Annotated in this window: 16 protein-coding genes and 1 tRNA gene; 11 read left to right on the forward strand and 6 right to left on the reverse strand. The window is 69.7% G+C overall.

Going from position 1 to position 15,540, the window contains the following annotated elements; translation table 11 throughout:
* Window positions 1–8: 8 nt before the first annotated feature.
* Genes eno through ACFQY2_RS12955 form a run of 5 tightly spaced genes read left to right on the forward strand, consistent with a single transcriptional unit; the run spans window position 9 to window position 5,441 of the window.
* A complete protein-coding gene (eno, locus tag ACFQY2_RS12935; RefSeq protein WP_378746282.1) occupies window positions 9–1,289 on the forward strand; it encodes a phosphopyruvate hydratase in 1,281 nt (426 codons plus the stop codon).
* 42 nt (window positions 1,290–1,331) lie between these two features.
* Complete coding sequence (locus ACFQY2_RS12940) at window positions 1,332–1,853, forward strand: septum formation initiator family protein (protein WP_378746283.1); 522 nt, start codon at window positions 1,332–1,334, stop codon at window positions 1,851–1,853.
* Between the two features lie 47 nt (window positions 1,854–1,900).
* On the forward strand, window positions 1,901–2,437 hold the full coding sequence (locus tag ACFQY2_RS12945; protein ID WP_378746285.1) for a DUF501 domain-containing protein: 537 nt from the start codon (window positions 1,901–1,903) through the stop codon (window positions 2,435–2,437).
* Entirely contained in the window at window positions 2,437–3,798 is a 1,362-nt protein-coding gene (locus tag ACFQY2_RS12950; RefSeq protein ID WP_378746784.1) for a S8 family serine peptidase, read from the forward strand. The genes ACFQY2_RS12945 and ACFQY2_RS12950 overlap by 1 nt, the downstream gene beginning before the upstream one ends.
* A complete protein-coding gene (locus tag ACFQY2_RS12955) occupies window positions 3,795–5,441 on the forward strand; it encodes an NAD(P)/FAD-dependent oxidoreductase (protein ID WP_378746286.1) in 1,647 nt (548 codons plus the stop codon). The genes ACFQY2_RS12950 and ACFQY2_RS12955 overlap by 4 nt, the downstream gene beginning before the upstream one ends.
* Before the next feature lie 124 nt (window positions 5,442–5,565).
* Here ACFQY2_RS12955 and ACFQY2_RS12960 read toward each other — a convergent pair.
* A tRNA-Leu gene (locus ACFQY2_RS12960) sits at window positions 5,566–5,638 on the reverse strand.
* Between the two features lie 84 nt (window positions 5,639–5,722).
* Between ACFQY2_RS12960 and ACFQY2_RS12965 the strand changes: the two genes are divergently transcribed.
* The 3 genes from ACFQY2_RS12965 (at window position 5,723) to ACFQY2_RS12975 (ending at window position 8,920) form a co-directional block, all read left to right on the forward strand.
* The gene (locus ACFQY2_RS12965; protein ID WP_378746287.1) at window positions 5,723–6,973 is read left to right on the forward strand and encodes an alanine racemase; all 1,251 of its coding nucleotides are present in this window, start codon (window positions 5,723–5,725) and stop codon (window positions 6,971–6,973) included.
* A complete protein-coding gene (locus ACFQY2_RS12970) occupies window positions 6,970–8,283 on the forward strand; it encodes a D-arabinono-1,4-lactone oxidase (protein WP_378746288.1) in 1,314 nt (437 codons plus the stop codon). Before ACFQY2_RS12965 ends, ACFQY2_RS12970 begins: the two co-directional genes overlap by 4 nt.
* Before the next feature lie 70 nt (window positions 8,284–8,353).
* The gene (locus ACFQY2_RS12975; RefSeq protein WP_378746290.1) at window positions 8,354–8,920 is read left to right on the forward strand and encodes a LemA family protein; all 567 of its coding nucleotides are present in this window, start codon (window positions 8,354–8,356) and stop codon (window positions 8,918–8,920) included.
* Window positions 8,921–8,955: 35 nt separating this feature from the next.
* Here the strand turns inward: ACFQY2_RS12975 and ACFQY2_RS12980 are convergent, their stop codons facing one another.
* Window positions 8,956–10,212 (reverse strand): winged helix-turn-helix domain-containing protein, encoded by a 1,257-nt coding sequence (locus tag ACFQY2_RS12980; RefSeq protein WP_378746785.1) that lies wholly within the window; start codon window positions 10,210–10,212, stop codon window positions 8,956–8,958.
* Window positions 10,213–10,302: 90 nt separating this feature from the next.
* Between ACFQY2_RS12980 and ACFQY2_RS12985 the strand changes: the two genes are divergently transcribed.
* Window positions 10,303–11,499 (forward strand): AI-2E family transporter, encoded by a 1,197-nt coding sequence (locus ACFQY2_RS12985; RefSeq protein ID WP_378746291.1) that lies wholly within the window; start codon window positions 10,303–10,305, stop codon window positions 11,497–11,499.
* Entirely contained in the window at window positions 11,496–12,725 is a 1,230-nt protein-coding gene (gene ilvA, locus ACFQY2_RS12990) for a threonine ammonia-lyase (RefSeq protein ID WP_378746292.1), read from the forward strand. The genes ACFQY2_RS12985 and ilvA overlap by 4 nt, the downstream gene beginning before the upstream one ends.
* Window positions 12,726–12,785: 60 nt before the next feature.
* Here the strand turns inward: ilvA and greA are convergent, their stop codons facing one another.
* Both greA and ACFQY2_RS13000 read right to left on the reverse strand, forming a co-directional pair.
* Entirely contained in the window at window positions 12,786–13,274 is a 489-nt protein-coding gene (gene greA, locus ACFQY2_RS12995) for a transcription elongation factor GreA (RefSeq protein WP_378746294.1), read from the reverse strand.
* A gap of 123 nt (window positions 13,275–13,397) precedes the next feature.
* Window positions 13,398–13,784 (reverse strand): DUF4307 domain-containing protein, encoded by a 387-nt coding sequence (locus ACFQY2_RS13000; protein WP_378746295.1) that lies wholly within the window; start codon window positions 13,782–13,784, stop codon window positions 13,398–13,400.
* Between the two features lie 74 nt (window positions 13,785–13,858).
* Here ACFQY2_RS13000 and ACFQY2_RS13005 point away from each other — a divergent pair, with 74 nt between their 5' ends.
* The gene (locus ACFQY2_RS13005; RefSeq protein ID WP_378746296.1) at window positions 13,859–14,164 is read left to right on the forward strand and encodes a hypothetical protein; all 306 of its coding nucleotides are present in this window, start codon (window positions 13,859–13,861) and stop codon (window positions 14,162–14,164) included.
* Between the two features lie 40 nt (window positions 14,165–14,204).
* Here ACFQY2_RS13005 and ACFQY2_RS13010 read toward each other — a convergent pair whose 3' ends face one another.
* Both ACFQY2_RS13010 and ACFQY2_RS13015 read right to left on the reverse strand, forming a co-directional pair.
* Window positions 14,205–14,678 carry an S-ribosylhomocysteine lyase gene (locus ACFQY2_RS13010; protein WP_378746298.1) on the reverse strand — a complete coding sequence of 158 codons (474 nt, stop codon included), beginning with the start codon at window positions 14,676–14,678 and terminating at the stop codon, window positions 14,205–14,207.
* A gap of 62 nt (window positions 14,679–14,740) precedes the next feature.
* Window positions 14,741–15,442 carry a hemolysin III family protein gene (locus ACFQY2_RS13015; protein ID WP_378746786.1) on the reverse strand — a complete coding sequence of 234 codons (702 nt, stop codon included), beginning with the start codon at window positions 15,440–15,442 and terminating at the stop codon, window positions 14,741–14,743.
* Between the last annotated feature and the right edge of the window lie 98 nt (window positions 15,443–15,540).

The following is a 15,540-nucleotide window of genomic DNA, read 5'->3' on the forward strand; positions in this document are numbered from 1 at the left end:
GCACACCCGTGGCACTGATCGAGGCTGTAGGCGCACGAGAGATTCTGGACTCGCGCGGAAACCCGACCGTCGAGGTGGAGGTGCTCCTCGACGATGGAATCGTGCAGCGGGCCGCCGTCCCCTCCGGAGCATCCACCGGGGCGTTCGAGGCGTACGAGCTGCGCGACGGCGACAAGAGCCGGTACGGCGGCAAGGGCGTGCTGAAGGCCGTCGAGGCCGTCATCGACGAGCTCGGACCCGCCCTGGAGGGCGTGGAGGCCAGCGAGCAGCGCATCGTCGACGAGATCCTCATCGAGGTCGACGGCACCGAGAACAAGAGCCGCGTCGGCGCCAACGCCATCCTGGGCGTGAGCCTGGCGGTGGCGAAGGCCGCGGCCGACTCGTCCGACCTGCCGCTGTTCCGCTACCTCGGCGGCCCGAACGCGCACCTGCTTCCCGTGCCGCTGTTCAACGTCATCAACGGCGGAGAGCACGCCGACAACGGCATCGACTTCCAGGAGTACTTCCTCGCGCCGATCGGCGCCGACACCTATTCCGAGTCGCTGCGCTGGGGTGTGGAGACCTACCACGTGCTGAAGTCCGAGCTGCAGGCCGCCGGCTTCAACACCGGGCTGGGGGACGAGGGCGGCTTCGCCCCGGACCTGCCCAGCAACCGCGAAGGCCTCGACTTCCTGCTGAAGGCCATCGAGAAGGCGGGATTCACCCCGGGCAAGGACATCGCCGTCGGCCTCGACGTCGCGGCGACCGAGTTCTTCTCCGACGGCGTGTACCGGCTCGAGAACAAGGACTGGTCCGCGGACCAGCTCATCGAGTACTACGAGGGTCTGGTGCGCGACTTCCCGATCGTCACGATCGAGGACGCCCTGGCCGAGGACGACTGGGACAACTGGAAGTCCCTCACCGACGCGCTCGGCACGAAGGTGCAGCTGGTCGGCGACGACCTGTTCGTCACCAACCCGGCGCGTCTCGCCGACGGCATCAAGCGCGGGGTGGGCAACTCGCTGCTGGTGAAGGTCAACCAGATCGGCACCCTGACCGAGACCTTCGACGCCGTCAGCCTCGCGCAGCGCTCGGGATACACCGCGATGCTCTCGCACCGCTCCGGTGAGACCGAGGACACCACGATCGCCGACCTCGTCGTCGCGACCAACTCCGGTCAGATCAAGACCGGTGCGCCCGCTCGCAGCGAGCGCGTGGCGAAGTACAATCAGCTTCTGCGCATCGAGGAGGAGCTGGGCGACGCCGCGATCTTCGCGGGAGCCTCGGCCTTCCCGCGTTTCCAGGCCTGATCGGGAGATCTGCGCCGACGAACTGAGAGAAGGAGGGGGAGCATGGCACGACGACCTGCTCCCCCTTCTTCGTCCCCGGGCGCCGCGGAACCCGCACTCGAGCGGACATCGCGCGGGGCGGCCCGGACCGTCGATGTGCGGGAATGGGCAGGCGGCATCCGGCTGTCGACGTTCGCGGTGATCATGCTGTCGCTGGTCATCCTCGGCACCTGGGTGCTGGTGCCATCGATAGGTACCTATGTCGACCAGCGCCAGAAGATCGCCGCGCTCGAGCACTCGGTGCAGCTCACCAAGGATCAGATCGCCGGCCTCGAGCAGGAGCGCACGCGCTGGAGCGACCCGGCCTACATCACGACGCAGGCTCGTGAGCGGCTGTACTACGTCCGGCCGGGTGAGGTGGTCTATCTGGTCGACAACGATCTCGATCCCGCTGACATCCCACCGGAGCAGAAGCAGGTGAGCGACGAGATCCAGGAGCGGCCCTCGGACTGGATGCCGCAACTGCTGCGCAGCCTCACCTCCGCCGGCCTCGCGAAGAACGCCGTCGAGGCGCCGACGCGCTGACCGCGGCACTGAGTCATCACACAGGTCGATCGCTCTACTCTGGAGGTGTGACGACACCGCCCTACCAGACGCCGACGGCCGCCGAGCTGGACGTCGTGTCCAGTCAACTCGGCCGCCGGGCTCGAGGCGTGGTCGGCATCGCCGCACGCTGCATCTGCGGCAATCCCACGGTGGTGGCCACCGCTCCGCGTCTGGACGACGGCACGCCGTTCCCGACGTTCTACTACCTGACCCACCCCGCGGCGACGGTCGCGATGTCGACGCTCGAGGCCACGCAGGTGATGCCCGAGCTCGCCGGCCAGCTCGACGAGGACGAGACCATGGCGTCCGACTATCTGGCCGCGCACCGCGCTTACCTCGCCGACCGCGCCGAGTACGGCGACGTGCCGGAGATCGACGGCATCTCCGCGGGCGGCATGCCCACCCGCGTGAAATGCCTGCACGCACTGGCCGGTCATGCGCTCGCTGCCGGCCCCGGGGTGAACCCGATCGGCGACGCGGCGCTGGCCCGGTCGAGCTGGTCGCCCAAGCGCTGCGCATGCGCGGACCCCGGTGCCGCCCTGCGCGGGACAGCAGCAGGATGATGCGGCGGCGGATGCTGTCGCGGGTCGTCGTCTCGGCGGCGATCACGGCATCCGTGCTGCTGGTCGGAACACCGGCGGCCGCGGCATCCGCTCTGCCGTCCGTCGTCCGACCGACGGAGGACGAGACCGCGGCGCCGGCACCCGCCTCACCGGTCGCCGATGATCCGACCGACCCCGTGCGCGCCAAGGAGTACTGGCTGGACGGGGCGCGCATACGGGATGCCTGGCAGGTCACGCGCGGCAAGGGCGTGACCATCGCCGTCATCGACACCGGTGTGGGCAAGCCGCCGGTGACCTTCGACGGCGCGGTGAAGGACGGCACGGACGTGTCCGGCAGCGGCACCGCAGATGGCCGGACGCCGGTGGGTGTGCGCGACCCGAACCACGGCACCTGGGTGGCGTCGCTGGCGGCGGGTCGCGGAAACCCCGACGGCACGGGGCTCATCGGCGTCGCCCCCGAGGCGAGCCTGCTCTCCGTGTCGATCAGCTTCGGTGCGGCAGGCTCCGTGCCGTTCACCAAGCAGGTCGCCGAGGCGATGCGCTGGTCGGTCGATCATGGCGCGGACATCATCAACCTGTCGCTCACGACGAACACCCTCGACTGGGACAGAAGCTGGGATGACGCGTTCCTCTACGCCTTCGAGCACGACGTCGTGGTCGTCGTGGCGGCCGGAAACCGCGGCAGCGGAACCTCGATCGTCGGCGCGCCGGCGACGATCCCCGGCGTGCTGACGGTCGGCGGCGTCGACCAGACCGGCACCGCCAGCCGAGCCGCGTCCACGCAGGGGATCACCCTGGGGGTGATGGCGCCCAGTGAGGCGCTGATCGGCATGTCCGCCGACGGAACCGTCGTCAGCTGGGACGGCACGAGCGGCGCGGCGCCCATCGTCGCCGGTGCCGCCGCGCTCGTGCGCGCCGCCCACCCCGACCTGGATGCCGCGAACGTCATCAACCGCCTCGTCAGAACGGCGATCCCGGTACCCGAGATGCGCGGCACCCCCGACGTGCTCTACGGCTACGGACTTCTCGATGCGAACGCCGCGGTGACGGCTTCCGTCCCTGCGGTGTCCGCGAACCCGATGGGCGATCTGAAGGAGTGGGTGCGGCTGTACCGCCGCGCGGACTCGCCTGTCGATCCCACTCCGCAGGAGAGCCCGGCCCCGGTGGCGGTGCCTCCGCTGCCCGCGGCTGAGCCGCCCAGTCCGCAGGGATCGCCCCTGCTGCCGTCCGCCGAGACGCTGAGATACGGTACCCTGCCGCTTCTGGCGCTCACCGTGCCTGGTACTCTGATAGCGCTTGGCGTCACTGCTGCTGCCCGGCGCATCCGAACGGAGCGCGGTAGACGCACTCTCAAACCATGATTACGAGGAGTTATCCCCCTGTGCCTCAGAACAGCATTGCACCCCGCATTCTGATTGTCGGTGGAGGCTACGCAGGTTTCTACACCGCATGGAAGCTAGAGAAGCACCTTCGCAAGGGTGAGGCCGACGTGACGATGGTGGACCCGCTGCCGTACATGACGTACCAGCCGTTCCTGCCCGAGGTCGCGGCCGGCTCGATCGAACCGCGTCACGCGGTCGTCTCGCACCGTCGTCACCTCAAGCGCACGCACGTCATCACCGCGCGGGTCACCGGCATCGACCACGCGAACAAGGTCGCCACGATCACGCCGGAGCTCGGCGACTCCTACGAATTCGCCTACGACCAGATCGTCGTCACCGCGGGCGCCGTCTCGCGCACGTTCCCGATCCCCGGCATCGCCGACAACGCGATCGGGCTGAAGACCATCGAAGAGGCGGTCGCCGTGCGCGACAAGCTGATCTCGAACTTCGACAAGGCAGCCGCCATCCCCGCCGGTCCCGAGCGCGACCGTCTGCTCACGACCGTCGTCGTCGGCGGTGGCTTCGCCGGCATCGAGGCGTTCGCCGAGCTGCGCTCGCTCGCCTCCTCGCTGGTGTCCAAGTACTCGCAGCTCTCCTTCGAGGACACCCACTTCCACCTCATCGAGGCGATGGGCCGCATCATGCCCGAGGTGTCGCTGAAGACCAGCGAATGGGTTCTGAAGGACCTCGCCAAGCGCGGTGCGAACGTGCACCTGGACACGCAGGTCACCGGTGCCGTCGACGGCAATGTCGAGATCTCCACGGGAGAGGTCATCCCGACCGACCTGATCGTCTGGACCGCGGGCGTGATGGCCAACCCCACCGTCGTCCGCGGCGGCGACCTGCCGATCGAGGAGCGCGGTCGCATCCAGACCCGCGCGGACCTGCGCGTCGGCACCGCCGAGCAGCCCGTCGAGGGCGCCTGGGCCGCCGGTGACGTCTCGGCCGTCCCCGATCTGTCCGGTGGCGGCGTCGGCGGGTACTGCGTCCCCAACGCCCAGCACGCCGTGCGTCAGGCGAAGGTCCTCGCGAAGAACCTGGTCGCCGTGCTGCGCGGCGAGGGCACCAAGGACTACTTCCACAAGAACCTCGGCGCCGTCGCGGGTCTCGGCCTCTACAACGGCGTGTTCCAGTCGGGCAACCTCGCCCTCAAGGGCTTCGTCGCCTGGGTGGCGCACCGCGGTTACCACGGTCTGGCAATGCCGACGTGGGAGCGCAAGTGGCGTGTGCTGTGGGGCTGGTGGAACAACCTGTGGCTGGGTCGCGACATCGTGAACCTCGAGGCCGTGCAGCAGCCGCGCGCGGTGTTCGAGGAGTTCGCCGCTCGTCCGCGCCCGGCAGTCGCGCCCGCCGCTCCTGCAGCACCCGCAGCATCGCCGGCGCCGCCCGCGGAGGCGCCTGCCGACGCGACGCCTGCCGGTGAAGCGGAGCTGGACGAGGCCGATGTGCCCGTCAAGGGCGAGAGCCCGGCACCGGTGAAGTCGGATGCCGCCAAGGCTCCCGCGAAGAAGGCTCCCGCGAAGAAGGCTCCGGCCAAGAAGGCACCTGCGAAGAAGGCTGCGGCCGACAAGTCGCCTGCGGAGGCGGCCCCGGTCAAGGAGAGCATCGACGCCAACGCCTGATCCGCGACACGTCAGATGGCCCGTCCGAGACCTCGGACGGGCCATCTGTCTACCCGGGCCATCGCCGTGGTGATCGGGGCGGCGACGGCGTCATGCGCGGCGACGGCGTCATGCGCGGCGGACGTGCCCCCACCGGGATTCGAACCCGGACTGAAGCGTGTTTAAGACGCCTGCCTCTGCCGTTGGGCTATGGGGGCCCGCGCCCAGCCTAGCGACGGCCGCCGATGCGACGCAGTGCCTGAGGTGGTGAATCGCGGTACCGAAGGTCATAGGGTGGGGGAGTGCTCGACCTCACCGCTGAACAGGGCCTGTCCGCCGACTCGACCGTCGCCGCCGACCTCGCCTGGAACGATCCCGGCCGTTACTGGCGCTCGATGAGCGAGGCGACCGCCCACCTGTCCGCGCCGGTCGCCGTCATCCATCGCGATGCGCTGCGGCACAACGCGATGGACCTGCTGGTGCGCGCCGGCGGCATCCCGATCCGCGTCGCCACGAAGTCGGTGCGGGTGCGTTCCGTGCTGGATGCGGTGCTCGCCATTCCCGGCTTCCGCGGCATCCTGTCGTTCACTCTGGCGGAAGCCCTCTGGCTGGCCGAAGACCACGACGACATCGTCCTGGGCTACCCCACCGTCGATCGCGCCGGACTCGCCCGGCTCCTCGCGGACGAGCTCCTCGCTTCGCGCATCACGCTGATGGTCGACTCGCTCGAGCACCTCGACCTGATCGACTCCCTCGCCGCGCCCGGCGCTCGGCCCGTGGTGCGGGTCGCGATCGACGTCGACGCCTCGCTGCGCGCTCCCGGGCTGGGGCACATCGGCGTGCGTCGCTCACCCCTGTACACGGCCGCCGACGTCGCCGGATTCGCCCGACAGATCGTGCGGCGGCCGGGATTCCACCTGGTGGGTCTGCAGATGTACGAAGCGCAGATCGCCGGACAGGGGGATGCCGCAGGCGTGGATGCTCCGGTCATCCGCCTGGTGCAGGCTCGATCACGCGACGAGCTGCGTCGGCGTCGTGCCGAGATCGCCGAGGCCATGCTGTCCGTCGCGCCGCTGGAGTTCCTCAACGGCGGTGGGACCGGTTCCCTCGAGTTCACCGGCAGCGACGAGTCGCTCACCGAGGCGACGGCGGGCAGCGGCCTCCTGGCCGGACACCTCTTCGACGGATACCGGTCGTTCTCACTCGCCCCGGCTGCGGGCTTCGCCTTCGACGTCGTCCGCAGACCGGCGCCGGACATCGTCACGGTCCTCGGCGGCGGCTGGATCGCATCCGGACCCGCGCTGCCATCCCGGCAGCCGGTCCCGGTGTGGCCTCCGCGCTTGCGGACCCTGCCGCGCGAGGCGGCGGGTGAGGTGCAGACGCCGCTGCAGGGCGCTGCCGCGCGTGAGCTCCGGATCGGCGACCGGGTCTGGTTCCGGCATGCGAAGAGCGGTGAGCCGTCCGAGCGGGTCGACCGCTACCACCTCGTCGCCGACGGCGCGGTCGTGGACGAGCTGCCCACCTACCGTGGTGAGGGGAGGGCGTTCCTGTGACACGTCCCGGCGGCACCTGGCGCAACTGGGCCCGCTCGGCCTCCGTGCGCCCGCTGCGCGTGGAACGACCTCGCTCGCCGGAGGGCGTCCAGCGGGCGGTGAAGGCCGCCGCCGCGCAGGGGCTGACGGTCAAGGCCGTCGGCGCGGGGCACAGCTTCACGGGCATCGGGGTCGCCCCCGGGGTGCTGCTCGAACTCGACGATCTGCAGGGCCTGGTCAGCGCGGATGTCGCAACCGGCCGTGTGACGCTGCTCGCGGGCACGCGGCTGCACCGTGTGCCTGGGCTCCTGCGTCGGCACGGACTGGCGATGGAGAATCTCGGCGACATCGACAGGCAGTCGATCGCCGGAGCGATCTCGACCGGCACGCACGGCACCGGCACCGGCTTCGGCGGCATCGCCACGCAGGTCCGCGGTCTGACTCTCGTCACCGCCGATGGCGAGATGCTGCGCATCGACGAGACGCACAACACGGACCTGCTGCCCGGTGCCATCGTCGGGCTGGGCGCGCTGGGCGTGATCGTCGAGGTGACCCTGCAGTGCGTCCCCGCATTCGTCCTGCACGCCGTCGACGCCCCGGTCGCACTCGACGACGCGCTGCAGAGCCTGCACTCACGAGCGGAGGCAGCGGATCATCTCGAGTTCTACTGGCATCCGCACACCGACCTCGCCCTGATGAAGACGCAGACCCGCCTGCCCGAGTCGACCAGGCGCCGGCCCGTCCCGCGGGTGCAGGGCTGGATCGACGAGACGGTGCTCGCCAACGGGGTCTTCGGCGCGTTCTGCGCCGTCAGCCGCGTGGTCCCGGCGATCATCCCGCCGTTCAACCGACTCGCCGTGCAGCTGACCGGGCGCGGCGAGTACACCGACTCCTCTCACCGCGTGCTCATCCACCGTCGGAGCGTGCGTTTCCGGGAGATGGAGTACGCGGTCCCCGCGGAGAACGTCGTGCCGGCGTTCGAGGAGCTCCGGCGGCTCGTCGACCAGCGCGGCTGGCGCATCGAGTTCCCCGTCGAGGTGCGGTTCGCGGCTGCCGACGGTCTCTGGTTGTCCACCGCGTCCGGCCGGGACAGCGCCTACATCGCCGTGCACCGCTACTGGCGCGCCGACCCGCGGGAGTACTTCGGGGCGGTCGAGCAGATCATGCTCCGTCACGACGGACGACCGCACTGGGGCAAGCTGCACACACTGACGGCGGAGCAGCTGCGGGACCGGTACCCGCACTTCGACGACTTCATCGCGCTGCGCGACCGACTGGATCCGCAGCGCCTGTTCGGCAACCGTCATCTGGAGCGGATCCTGGGCGCGTGAATGCTCGATCGTCCAGCCGACGCGCAGTGTCGATGCATAGGATGGATGAACATCCAAGAGGGGGCTTCGCATGGAATGGCTCTGGCCAGTACTGATCATCGTCGGTCTACTGGTGATCGTCGGGATCTACCTGTGGTCGACGTACAACTCGCTGGTGCAGCTGAATGTCCGCGTCGACGAGGCGTGGAGCGGCATCACGGTGCAGCTGAAGCGCCGAGCCGACCTCATCCCCAACCTCATCGAGACGGTGCGCGGGTACGCCGCGCACGAGAAGTCCGTGTTCGAGGGAGTCACTCGAGCTCGGGCCGAGACGCTGTCCGCCACCGGCCCCGCGGAGGCGGGTATCGCCGAGGGGCACCTGCAGCAGGCCCTGCGCAGCCTGTTCGCGGTCGCCGAGGCCTACCCCCAGCTGCAGGCCAGCCAGAACTATCTGCAGCTGCAGCACTCGCTCGTCGACACCGAGGACAAGATCCAGGCGGCCCGTCGCTTCTACAACGGCGGCGTGCGGGAGCTGAACACCAAGATCAAGGTGTTCCCGAACAACATGTTCGCGCGCGGCCTGGGCTTCACCGAACGCGAATTCTTCGAAGTCGCCGACGGCACCGCCATCTCCGAACCACCTCGCGTGCAGTTCTGAGGTGAGCGACCGAAGGCACCGCCACGGCGGGACCTTCAGTCTTCCCTCGGGTGCACGTGCCGATCCACGAGGCTGTCGCGCCCCTGCAGAGCGTGCGCCACGGCATCCGTCGCATCTCCCCACCCCGACACGCTGACCCGCTCCAAGCCCTGCCACAGTGCCGCACGGACGAGCTCCTCGGCGATGCGCACCGCGTCGACGTCGGGACGGGCGTGCTGCTCCCACCAGGCCGACTGCACACGCAGGACGGATGCCGCACGGTCGGCCTTCAGATCGACGCGCGCCACGATCCGGTCGCCGACGAGCACAGGCAGCGAGTAGTACCCGTAGCGGCGCCTGTCGGCCGGCACGTAGATCTCGATGCGGTAGTCGAAGTCGAACACCCGCAGCGCGCGGTCGCGGAACCAGACCACCGGGTCGAAGGGCGTCAGCAGCGCGGCGCGGTCGATCCTGCGGGGGATCACCGCGTCGCGGTGACGCCAGGCCGGCCCGCGAGTCGTGCGCTCCCAGCCGCGCACGAAGACCGGTTCGAGCTCTCCGGTGTCGACGAGATCGGCGACCGCCCGGCGCACGGCGGCCTGATCGCGCAGTCGGTAGTAGTCGTTGAGATCGGCCGTGCTCGCCACGCCATACGAGCGCGCGGCGCGTCGCACGAGCTCGCGCACCGCATCCGCCCTCGGCACCGGAGCCGCCAGCACGTCGGCGGGGATGACCTGCTCGGCCAGCGCGTACCGGCGCTCGAAACCGACCCGCCCGGCGATCGCGACCTCGCCGCACCGCCAGAGGTGCTCGAGCGCCGACTTGGCCTCGTCCCAGTCCCACCACGGCCCGCGTTCGCGGGGTGCATCCTCGCGCAGGTCCACCGGCCGCAGCGGACCCCGGTCACGCAACTCCGCTCGCACCCACTCCAACGTGCGGGAATGCGTGTGCATCCAGCTGTCGGGCGCGGATTCGCGGTCGCGCCAGTCCTGCATCCGGAACTGCCACAGCGCCCAGTCCGCGACCGGCATGAAGGTCGCCTCGTGCGCCAGGTACTCGACGTAATGGGCGGTGCGCGACACGAAGCCGCGGTCCAGCAGGGCGGGATCGTACGAGCCGAGCCGGGAGAACATCGGCATGTAGTGCGAACGCGCGAACACGTTGACGGAGTCGATCTGCAGCACGCCGAGCCGATCCATGGCCCGGTGCAGATGGCGCGGGGCGACGGCGCTCGGCATCCGACGGGAGAACCCCTGGGCGGCCAGTGTCATGCGCCGGGCCTCGGCAGCGCTCATCGTCTGCACCGTCGGCATCGGAGCGGTCGAAGAAGTCACCCGGCCAGGCTATCCGCCCCCACCGACACGCAACGGGGCGGCGTCGCCGCCGGTACGTAGAATCTCACTATGAGCGACGACCCCACACCGAGGTTCCGCAATCCGTTCCGCCACTACCCGCCCGTCACCGACCGCACGGTCACCACCGAGGTCGACGAGGCGGTTCCGATGCCGTTGCGCGTGACCGCCGCGTACTCGTGGCGTCTGCTCGTGATCGCCGGGGTGATCGCGCTGTTCATCTGGCTGGTCATGCTCTTGAAGCTGCTGGTCATCCCGCTGATGGTCGGTATCCTCATCACCGCACTGCTGTGGCCGGCGTTCCAGCTGATGCTGCGCGGACGATTCCCGCGCTGGCTGGCGATCGCGACCACGGTGATCGGCGCCCTCGGCATCGTCACGGGGCTGGTCTGGCTCGTCATCTGGCAGGTGCGCGCCCAGCTTCCGGATGTGCAGGCGAAGACCACGGAGGCGATCGAGCAGTTCCGGACCTTCCTGCTGGAGAGTCCGCTGCACCTCACCGCCGACGACATCGATGCATACATCCAGCAGGGGCTGGATCTGCTCGACGAGCAGTCGTCCTGGCTGGTGAGCACCGGCGTCGCCGTCACGGGCACCGCGGCCGAGCTCGTCACCGGCGCCCTGCTCTCCCTGTTCGTCCTGATCTGCCTGCTCGCCGACGGCGGCGGCATCTGGAGATGGACGCTGAACCTCTTCCCGCGCAAGGCCCGGCCGGCCGCCGACGCCGCCGCCCGCAACGGGTGGGCCACCGTGATCAACTACGCGCGCACACAGATGCTGGTCGCCGCGATCGACGCCGTCGGCATCGGCATCGGTGCGGCCCTGCTCGGCGTGCCCCTGGCGATCCCGGTCGCCGTGCTGGTGTTCCTGGGATCCTTCGTGCCGATCGTCGGCGCCGTGCTGACCGGGGCAGTCGCGGTCTTCCTCGCACTGGTCTACAACGGTCCGTGGATCGCGCTGGCCATGCTCGGGGTCGTGCTGCTCGTGCAGCAGCTCGAGGGACACATCCTGCAGCCGATCCTGATGGGGTCGGCCGTCAAGGTGCACCCGCTGGCAGTCGTGCTGGTGGTCGCAGGCGGCGCGATGATCGCCCGCATTCCCGGCGCCCTGTTCGCGGTGCCGCTGGCGGCATTCATCAACGTCGCGGCGGTGACCATCAGCACCGGCGCCTGGCGCACGGGGGAGAAGCCCCGGGCGGATCTGATCTGGAGCACAGTGCCGCGCGAGCGGCCGAGGAGGAATCGATGACCGCAGTCCCGAGCCTGGCGGAGTTCTCCGCAGCGGCGCAGAGCCTAGCCGGCGTGATCTCGCACACGCCCACCGAGCTTTCGCGCGCCCTCAGCGACGTACTCGGTTCGCCGGTGCTGCTGAAGATGGAGAACCTTCAGCGCACGGGGTCGTTCAAGATCCGCGGCGCGTCGTACCGCCTCGCGCAGCTGACCGCCGAGGAGCGCTCGCGAGGCGTGGTGGCGGCGTCGGCCGGAAACCACGCACAGGGCGTCGCGCTCGCCGCGCAGGCCCTCGGCATCCCTGCCACCATCTTCATGCCGCTGGGAGTGCCCGTCCCCAAGCTGCTCGCGACCCGCGGCTACGGCGCCGAGGTGGTGCTCGAGGGCGAGACGGTCGCGACCTCGCTGCGACTGGCAGCGGAGTTCTCGGAGCGCACCGGTGCGGTTCTCATCCCGCCCTTCGATCACCGGGACATCGTCATCGGCCAGGGCACTCTGGGCATGGAGATCTTCCAGGACGTCCCCGCTGTCGACACGGTGATCATGGGCATCGGCGGTGGCGGCCTCATCGCCGGCGTCGCCGCAGCCATCAAGCAGGCCGCGGCCGCCGCCGGTCGGACGGTGCGCGTGATCGGCGTGCAGTCCGAGAACGCCGCTGCCATGCCGCCGTCGCTCGAGGCGGGACACCCGATCGAGATCACCACGCATCCCACGATCGCCGACGGCATCCTCGTCGCACGACCGGGCGCTGTTCCCTTCGAACTCGTCCGGCAGTTCGTGGACGAGGTCGTCACCGTGTCCGAGGATGACATCGCGCGCGCGATCCTCGTGCTGCTGGAGCACGCGAAAGTCGTCGTCGAGCCGGCGGGCGCGGTCGGCGTCGCCGCCATCCTCGCCGGCAAGGTGCACGGCGCGGGCACGACCGTCCCGATCCTCTCCGGAGGCAACATCGACCCGATGCTGCTGCAGCGGGTCGTCTCCCACGGGCTGGCCGCCTCCGGCCGTTATGCCACCGTGCGCGTGCCGCTGCCGGACCGCCCCGGCCAGCTGGCTCGGGTCGCGGAGATCCTCTCGCAGGTGGGGGCCAACGTGATGGAGGTGCTGCACACGCGGCACGGACACGGGCTGCAGATCAGCGACATGATCCTGCAGCTGTCCATCGAGACGCGCGGTCCCGAGCACACCCAGCTGGCGCTGGACACCCTGCGCGCTGCGGGCTTCGAGCCGGAGACCGTCGCCGAATGAGAGCGCCCGCTGCGGACGGTGCCTTGTGCACGGTCCGCAGCGGGCGCGAGTCTCTCCGGATCAGCCGGTGTAGGTCTCCACGCCGGTGACCTCGACGGCGATCGAGCGTCCGTTCGGGGCCTCGTAGCTGGCCTTGTCGCCGACCTTCAGGCCGAGGATGGCCTGTCCGAGCGGGCTCGCCTCGCTGTACACGTCGAGATCTCCGCCAGCGGCGATCTCGCGGCTCCCGAGCAGGAAGACCTCCTCGTCGCCGGCGACGAGGGCCGTCACGACCGTGCCCGGCTCGACGATTCCGCGGCTGGTCGGAGCCTCGCCCACCTTGGCCGTCTTCAGTAGCTGCTGGAGGGTGCGGATGCGCGCCTCCTGTTTGCCCTGCTCATCCTTGGCCGCGTGGTAGCCGCCGTTCTCCTTGAGGTCGCCCTCTTCGCGCGCAGCTTCGATGCGTGCGGCGATCTCGTCACGGCCGACGGTCGAGAGGTGCTCGAGCTCCTCGGCGAGGCGGTCGTAGGCCTCCTGCGTGAGGAACGGTACCTGAGCGTCTGTGGACACAGCGTGCTCCTTCGATGCGGGCCCCTTCAGGGGCTGGGATGCGGGGGAGCATCGTCTGCACTCCCCGGGGATATGCCAAGACGCCCCGGCATGGGCCGGGGCGTCGGTCATCTGCGCACGAGTCTAAACGACCCAGCAGCTCTTCACCAAACCCGTTGTCGCCGCGGCGACGGTCGGGATGCGCACGTCCACAGCCCTGGTGTGCTGCTCGACGGCGGGCAGTTCGAGCACCTTCCAGCCCACGATCCCGAACTCCTCGTCCAGCGCCTGCACGACGCAGACGACGTCCGATCCGGCCGGAGCGGTGTACTGGAAGCGCAGGTCCACGCTGTGCGCATCGGTCACCGTGAAGCCGATGTCGGCGGCGTCCACGGCGTTCATGCCCCTGGCGACGGTCATCCATCCGAACGCGACGATGATCGCGACCGTGATGATCCCGCCGATGATCCACGGCAGTCGGCGAGGGGCCGTGCGACCGTAGCGCTCATCGAGTTCGCGTGGGGTTGTCACGGGTCTCCCGGGTCTCTGTCGGCGGATAGGCTGGTACTCCCAGGTTATGCGACCTGTGGAGGAAAGGCGGACTCATGATCCTGTTCGGCGACACGACTCCGATGCCGACGCCGACCATGACGGTGGATCCGGACTCGGTGACCCCGGGATTCGCCGGCTTCGCGCTCATGGTCTTCCTCGTGGCCGTCGTCGTGCTGCTCATCTGGGACATGAACCGTCGCATCCGCCGCGTCCGCTATCGCGAAGAGGTGCGCGAGCAGCTGGATGCCGAGCAGGCAGCCGCACAGGCCGGGTCCGCCGCTGCCTCCGACTCCGGCTCCGGCTCCGGCTCCGGCTCCGGCTCCGACGATGCCGGCCCCGACCCGCGGGACCGCGCTTAGGCGGACGGCCACCGCGCGGCCGGCCCGCAGGACCTCGACGTCAGACGCCGACGCGGGCGAAGGCGTCCAGGCTGATGCCCTGCTCGAGGATCCGCTTCGACCACTCCTTGGCGCTGTGCAGACTGTGGTCGCGGTAGTTGCCGCACTCCACCGCCGACACGCCGGGAACATCGCTCCACTCGGCCGGGCCGGCGATGAACTCCAGTCCGGCACGCACGGCGGCGACCACGTCGGCGACAGCCGGCTCGCCCCACATGATCAGGTGGAAGCCGGTACGGCATCCGAACGGCGAGATGTCGATGACCCCGTCGATGTGGTCGCGCAGCACGCTGGCGAGCGTGTGCTCGATGGTGTGCAGCCCGGCAGTCGGGATCTCGCCCTCGTTCGGCTGCACGAACCGCACGTCGAAGTTCGAGATCGCGTCGCCCTTCGGGCCGCGCTCGACCCCGATCAGGCGCACGTAGGGCGCCAGGACGGCGGTGTGGTCGAGGGTGAAGCTCTCTACTTCGGCCATGGGATCCTCCTGATCGTCAGATGTCAGGATGCCACGCGCCGTCGCCCTCGATGCACAGGAAGTCAGCCGGGCAGGCCGAGCGAGGGGGAGTACGGCTCGAGCGAGATGAGCAGGCACGCCGTCCAGTGGCACAGGAACGCGAGCACGGTGCACACGTGGAAGATCTCATGGAAGCCGAACCGCCCCGGCCAGGGGTTGGGCTTCTTCATCGCATAGATGACGGCGCCGACCGTGTAGAGGACTCCGCCGACGCACACCAGGATCGTCATCGCCACGTTCGCACGCGCCAGATCCACCATGTACATCACGGCAGCCCAGCCCAGCACCAGGTACAGCGCGACGTACAGCCATCGCGGGGCGCCGATCCAGAAGACGCGGAACAGGATGCCGAGCAGCGCCCCCGACCACACCAGGTAGAGCAGCAGCGTGCCCTTCGACGGCTCCAGGGCGAGCACGGCGAGCGGGGTGTAGGTCCCGGCGATCAGCAGCAGGATGTTGGCGTGGTCGATCCGCTTGAGAACGGCCTTCACGCGGGGGCCCCAGTCGAACCGGTGATACAGCGCGGAGTTGCCGAACAGCAGCAGCGACGAGGCCATGAAGACCGCGGCCGCCCACTTCGCGGGTGCGCCCTGCGCGAGGATGATGAGCGCGATGCCCACGACGATCGCGACGGGGAAGGTGCCCGCGTGGATCCACCCGCGCCAGGTGGGCCTGATCTCGACGGGATCAGCCGCTGCGGCGTCGAGCAGGGGCAACTGGGGCAGATCGGGTTCCGTGCTCACCCGCTCACTCTAGGCTGGCGAGCATTCCGGTGGCAGTACATACGCCGCGCGGTCAGCTGCTCCTCCGGTCGGTGGCGGTA

The sequence above is a fragment of the Microbacterium sp. GCM10027623 genome, assembly GCF_042666935.1.
Lineage (GTDB): Bacteria > Actinomycetota > Actinomycetes > Actinomycetales > Microbacteriaceae > Microbacterium.

What these genes read in the sequence shown, in the direction of transcription:
- ACFQY2_RS12940 (WP_378746283.1), top strand. Translation starts at nt 1,332, where the DNA reads ATGGCACGACGACCTGCTCCCCCTTCTTCGTCCCCGGGCGCCGCGGAA.
- ACFQY2_RS12950 (WP_378746784.1), top strand. Translation starts at nt 2,437, where the DNA reads ATGCGGCGGCGGATGCTGTCGCGGGTCGTCGTCTCGGCGGCGATCACG.
- ACFQY2_RS12955 (WP_378746286.1), top strand. Translation starts at nt 3,795, where the DNA reads ATGATTACGAGGAGTTATCCCCCTGTGCCTCAGAACAGCATTGCACCC.
- ACFQY2_RS12975 (WP_378746290.1), top strand. Translation starts at nt 8,354, where the DNA reads ATGGAATGGCTCTGGCCAGTACTGATCATCGTCGGTCTACTGGTGATC.
- ACFQY2_RS12980 (WP_378746785.1), bottom strand. Translation starts at nt 10,212, where the DNA reads ATGCCGACGGTGCAGACGATGAGCGCTGCCGAGGCCCGGCGCATGACA.
- ACFQY2_RS12985 (WP_378746291.1), top strand. Translation starts at nt 10,303, where the DNA reads ATGAGCGACGACCCCACACCGAGGTTCCGCAATCCGTTCCGCCACTAC.
- ilvA (WP_378746292.1), top strand. Translation starts at nt 11,496, where the DNA reads ATGACCGCAGTCCCGAGCCTGGCGGAGTTCTCCGCAGCGGCGCAGAGC.
- ACFQY2_RS13005 (WP_378746296.1), top strand. Translation starts at nt 13,859, where the DNA reads ATGATCCTGTTCGGCGACACGACTCCGATGCCGACGCCGACCATGACG.
- ACFQY2_RS13010 (WP_378746298.1), bottom strand. Translation starts at nt 14,678, where the DNA reads ATGGCCGAAGTAGAGAGCTTCACCCTCGACCACACCGCCGTCCTGGCG.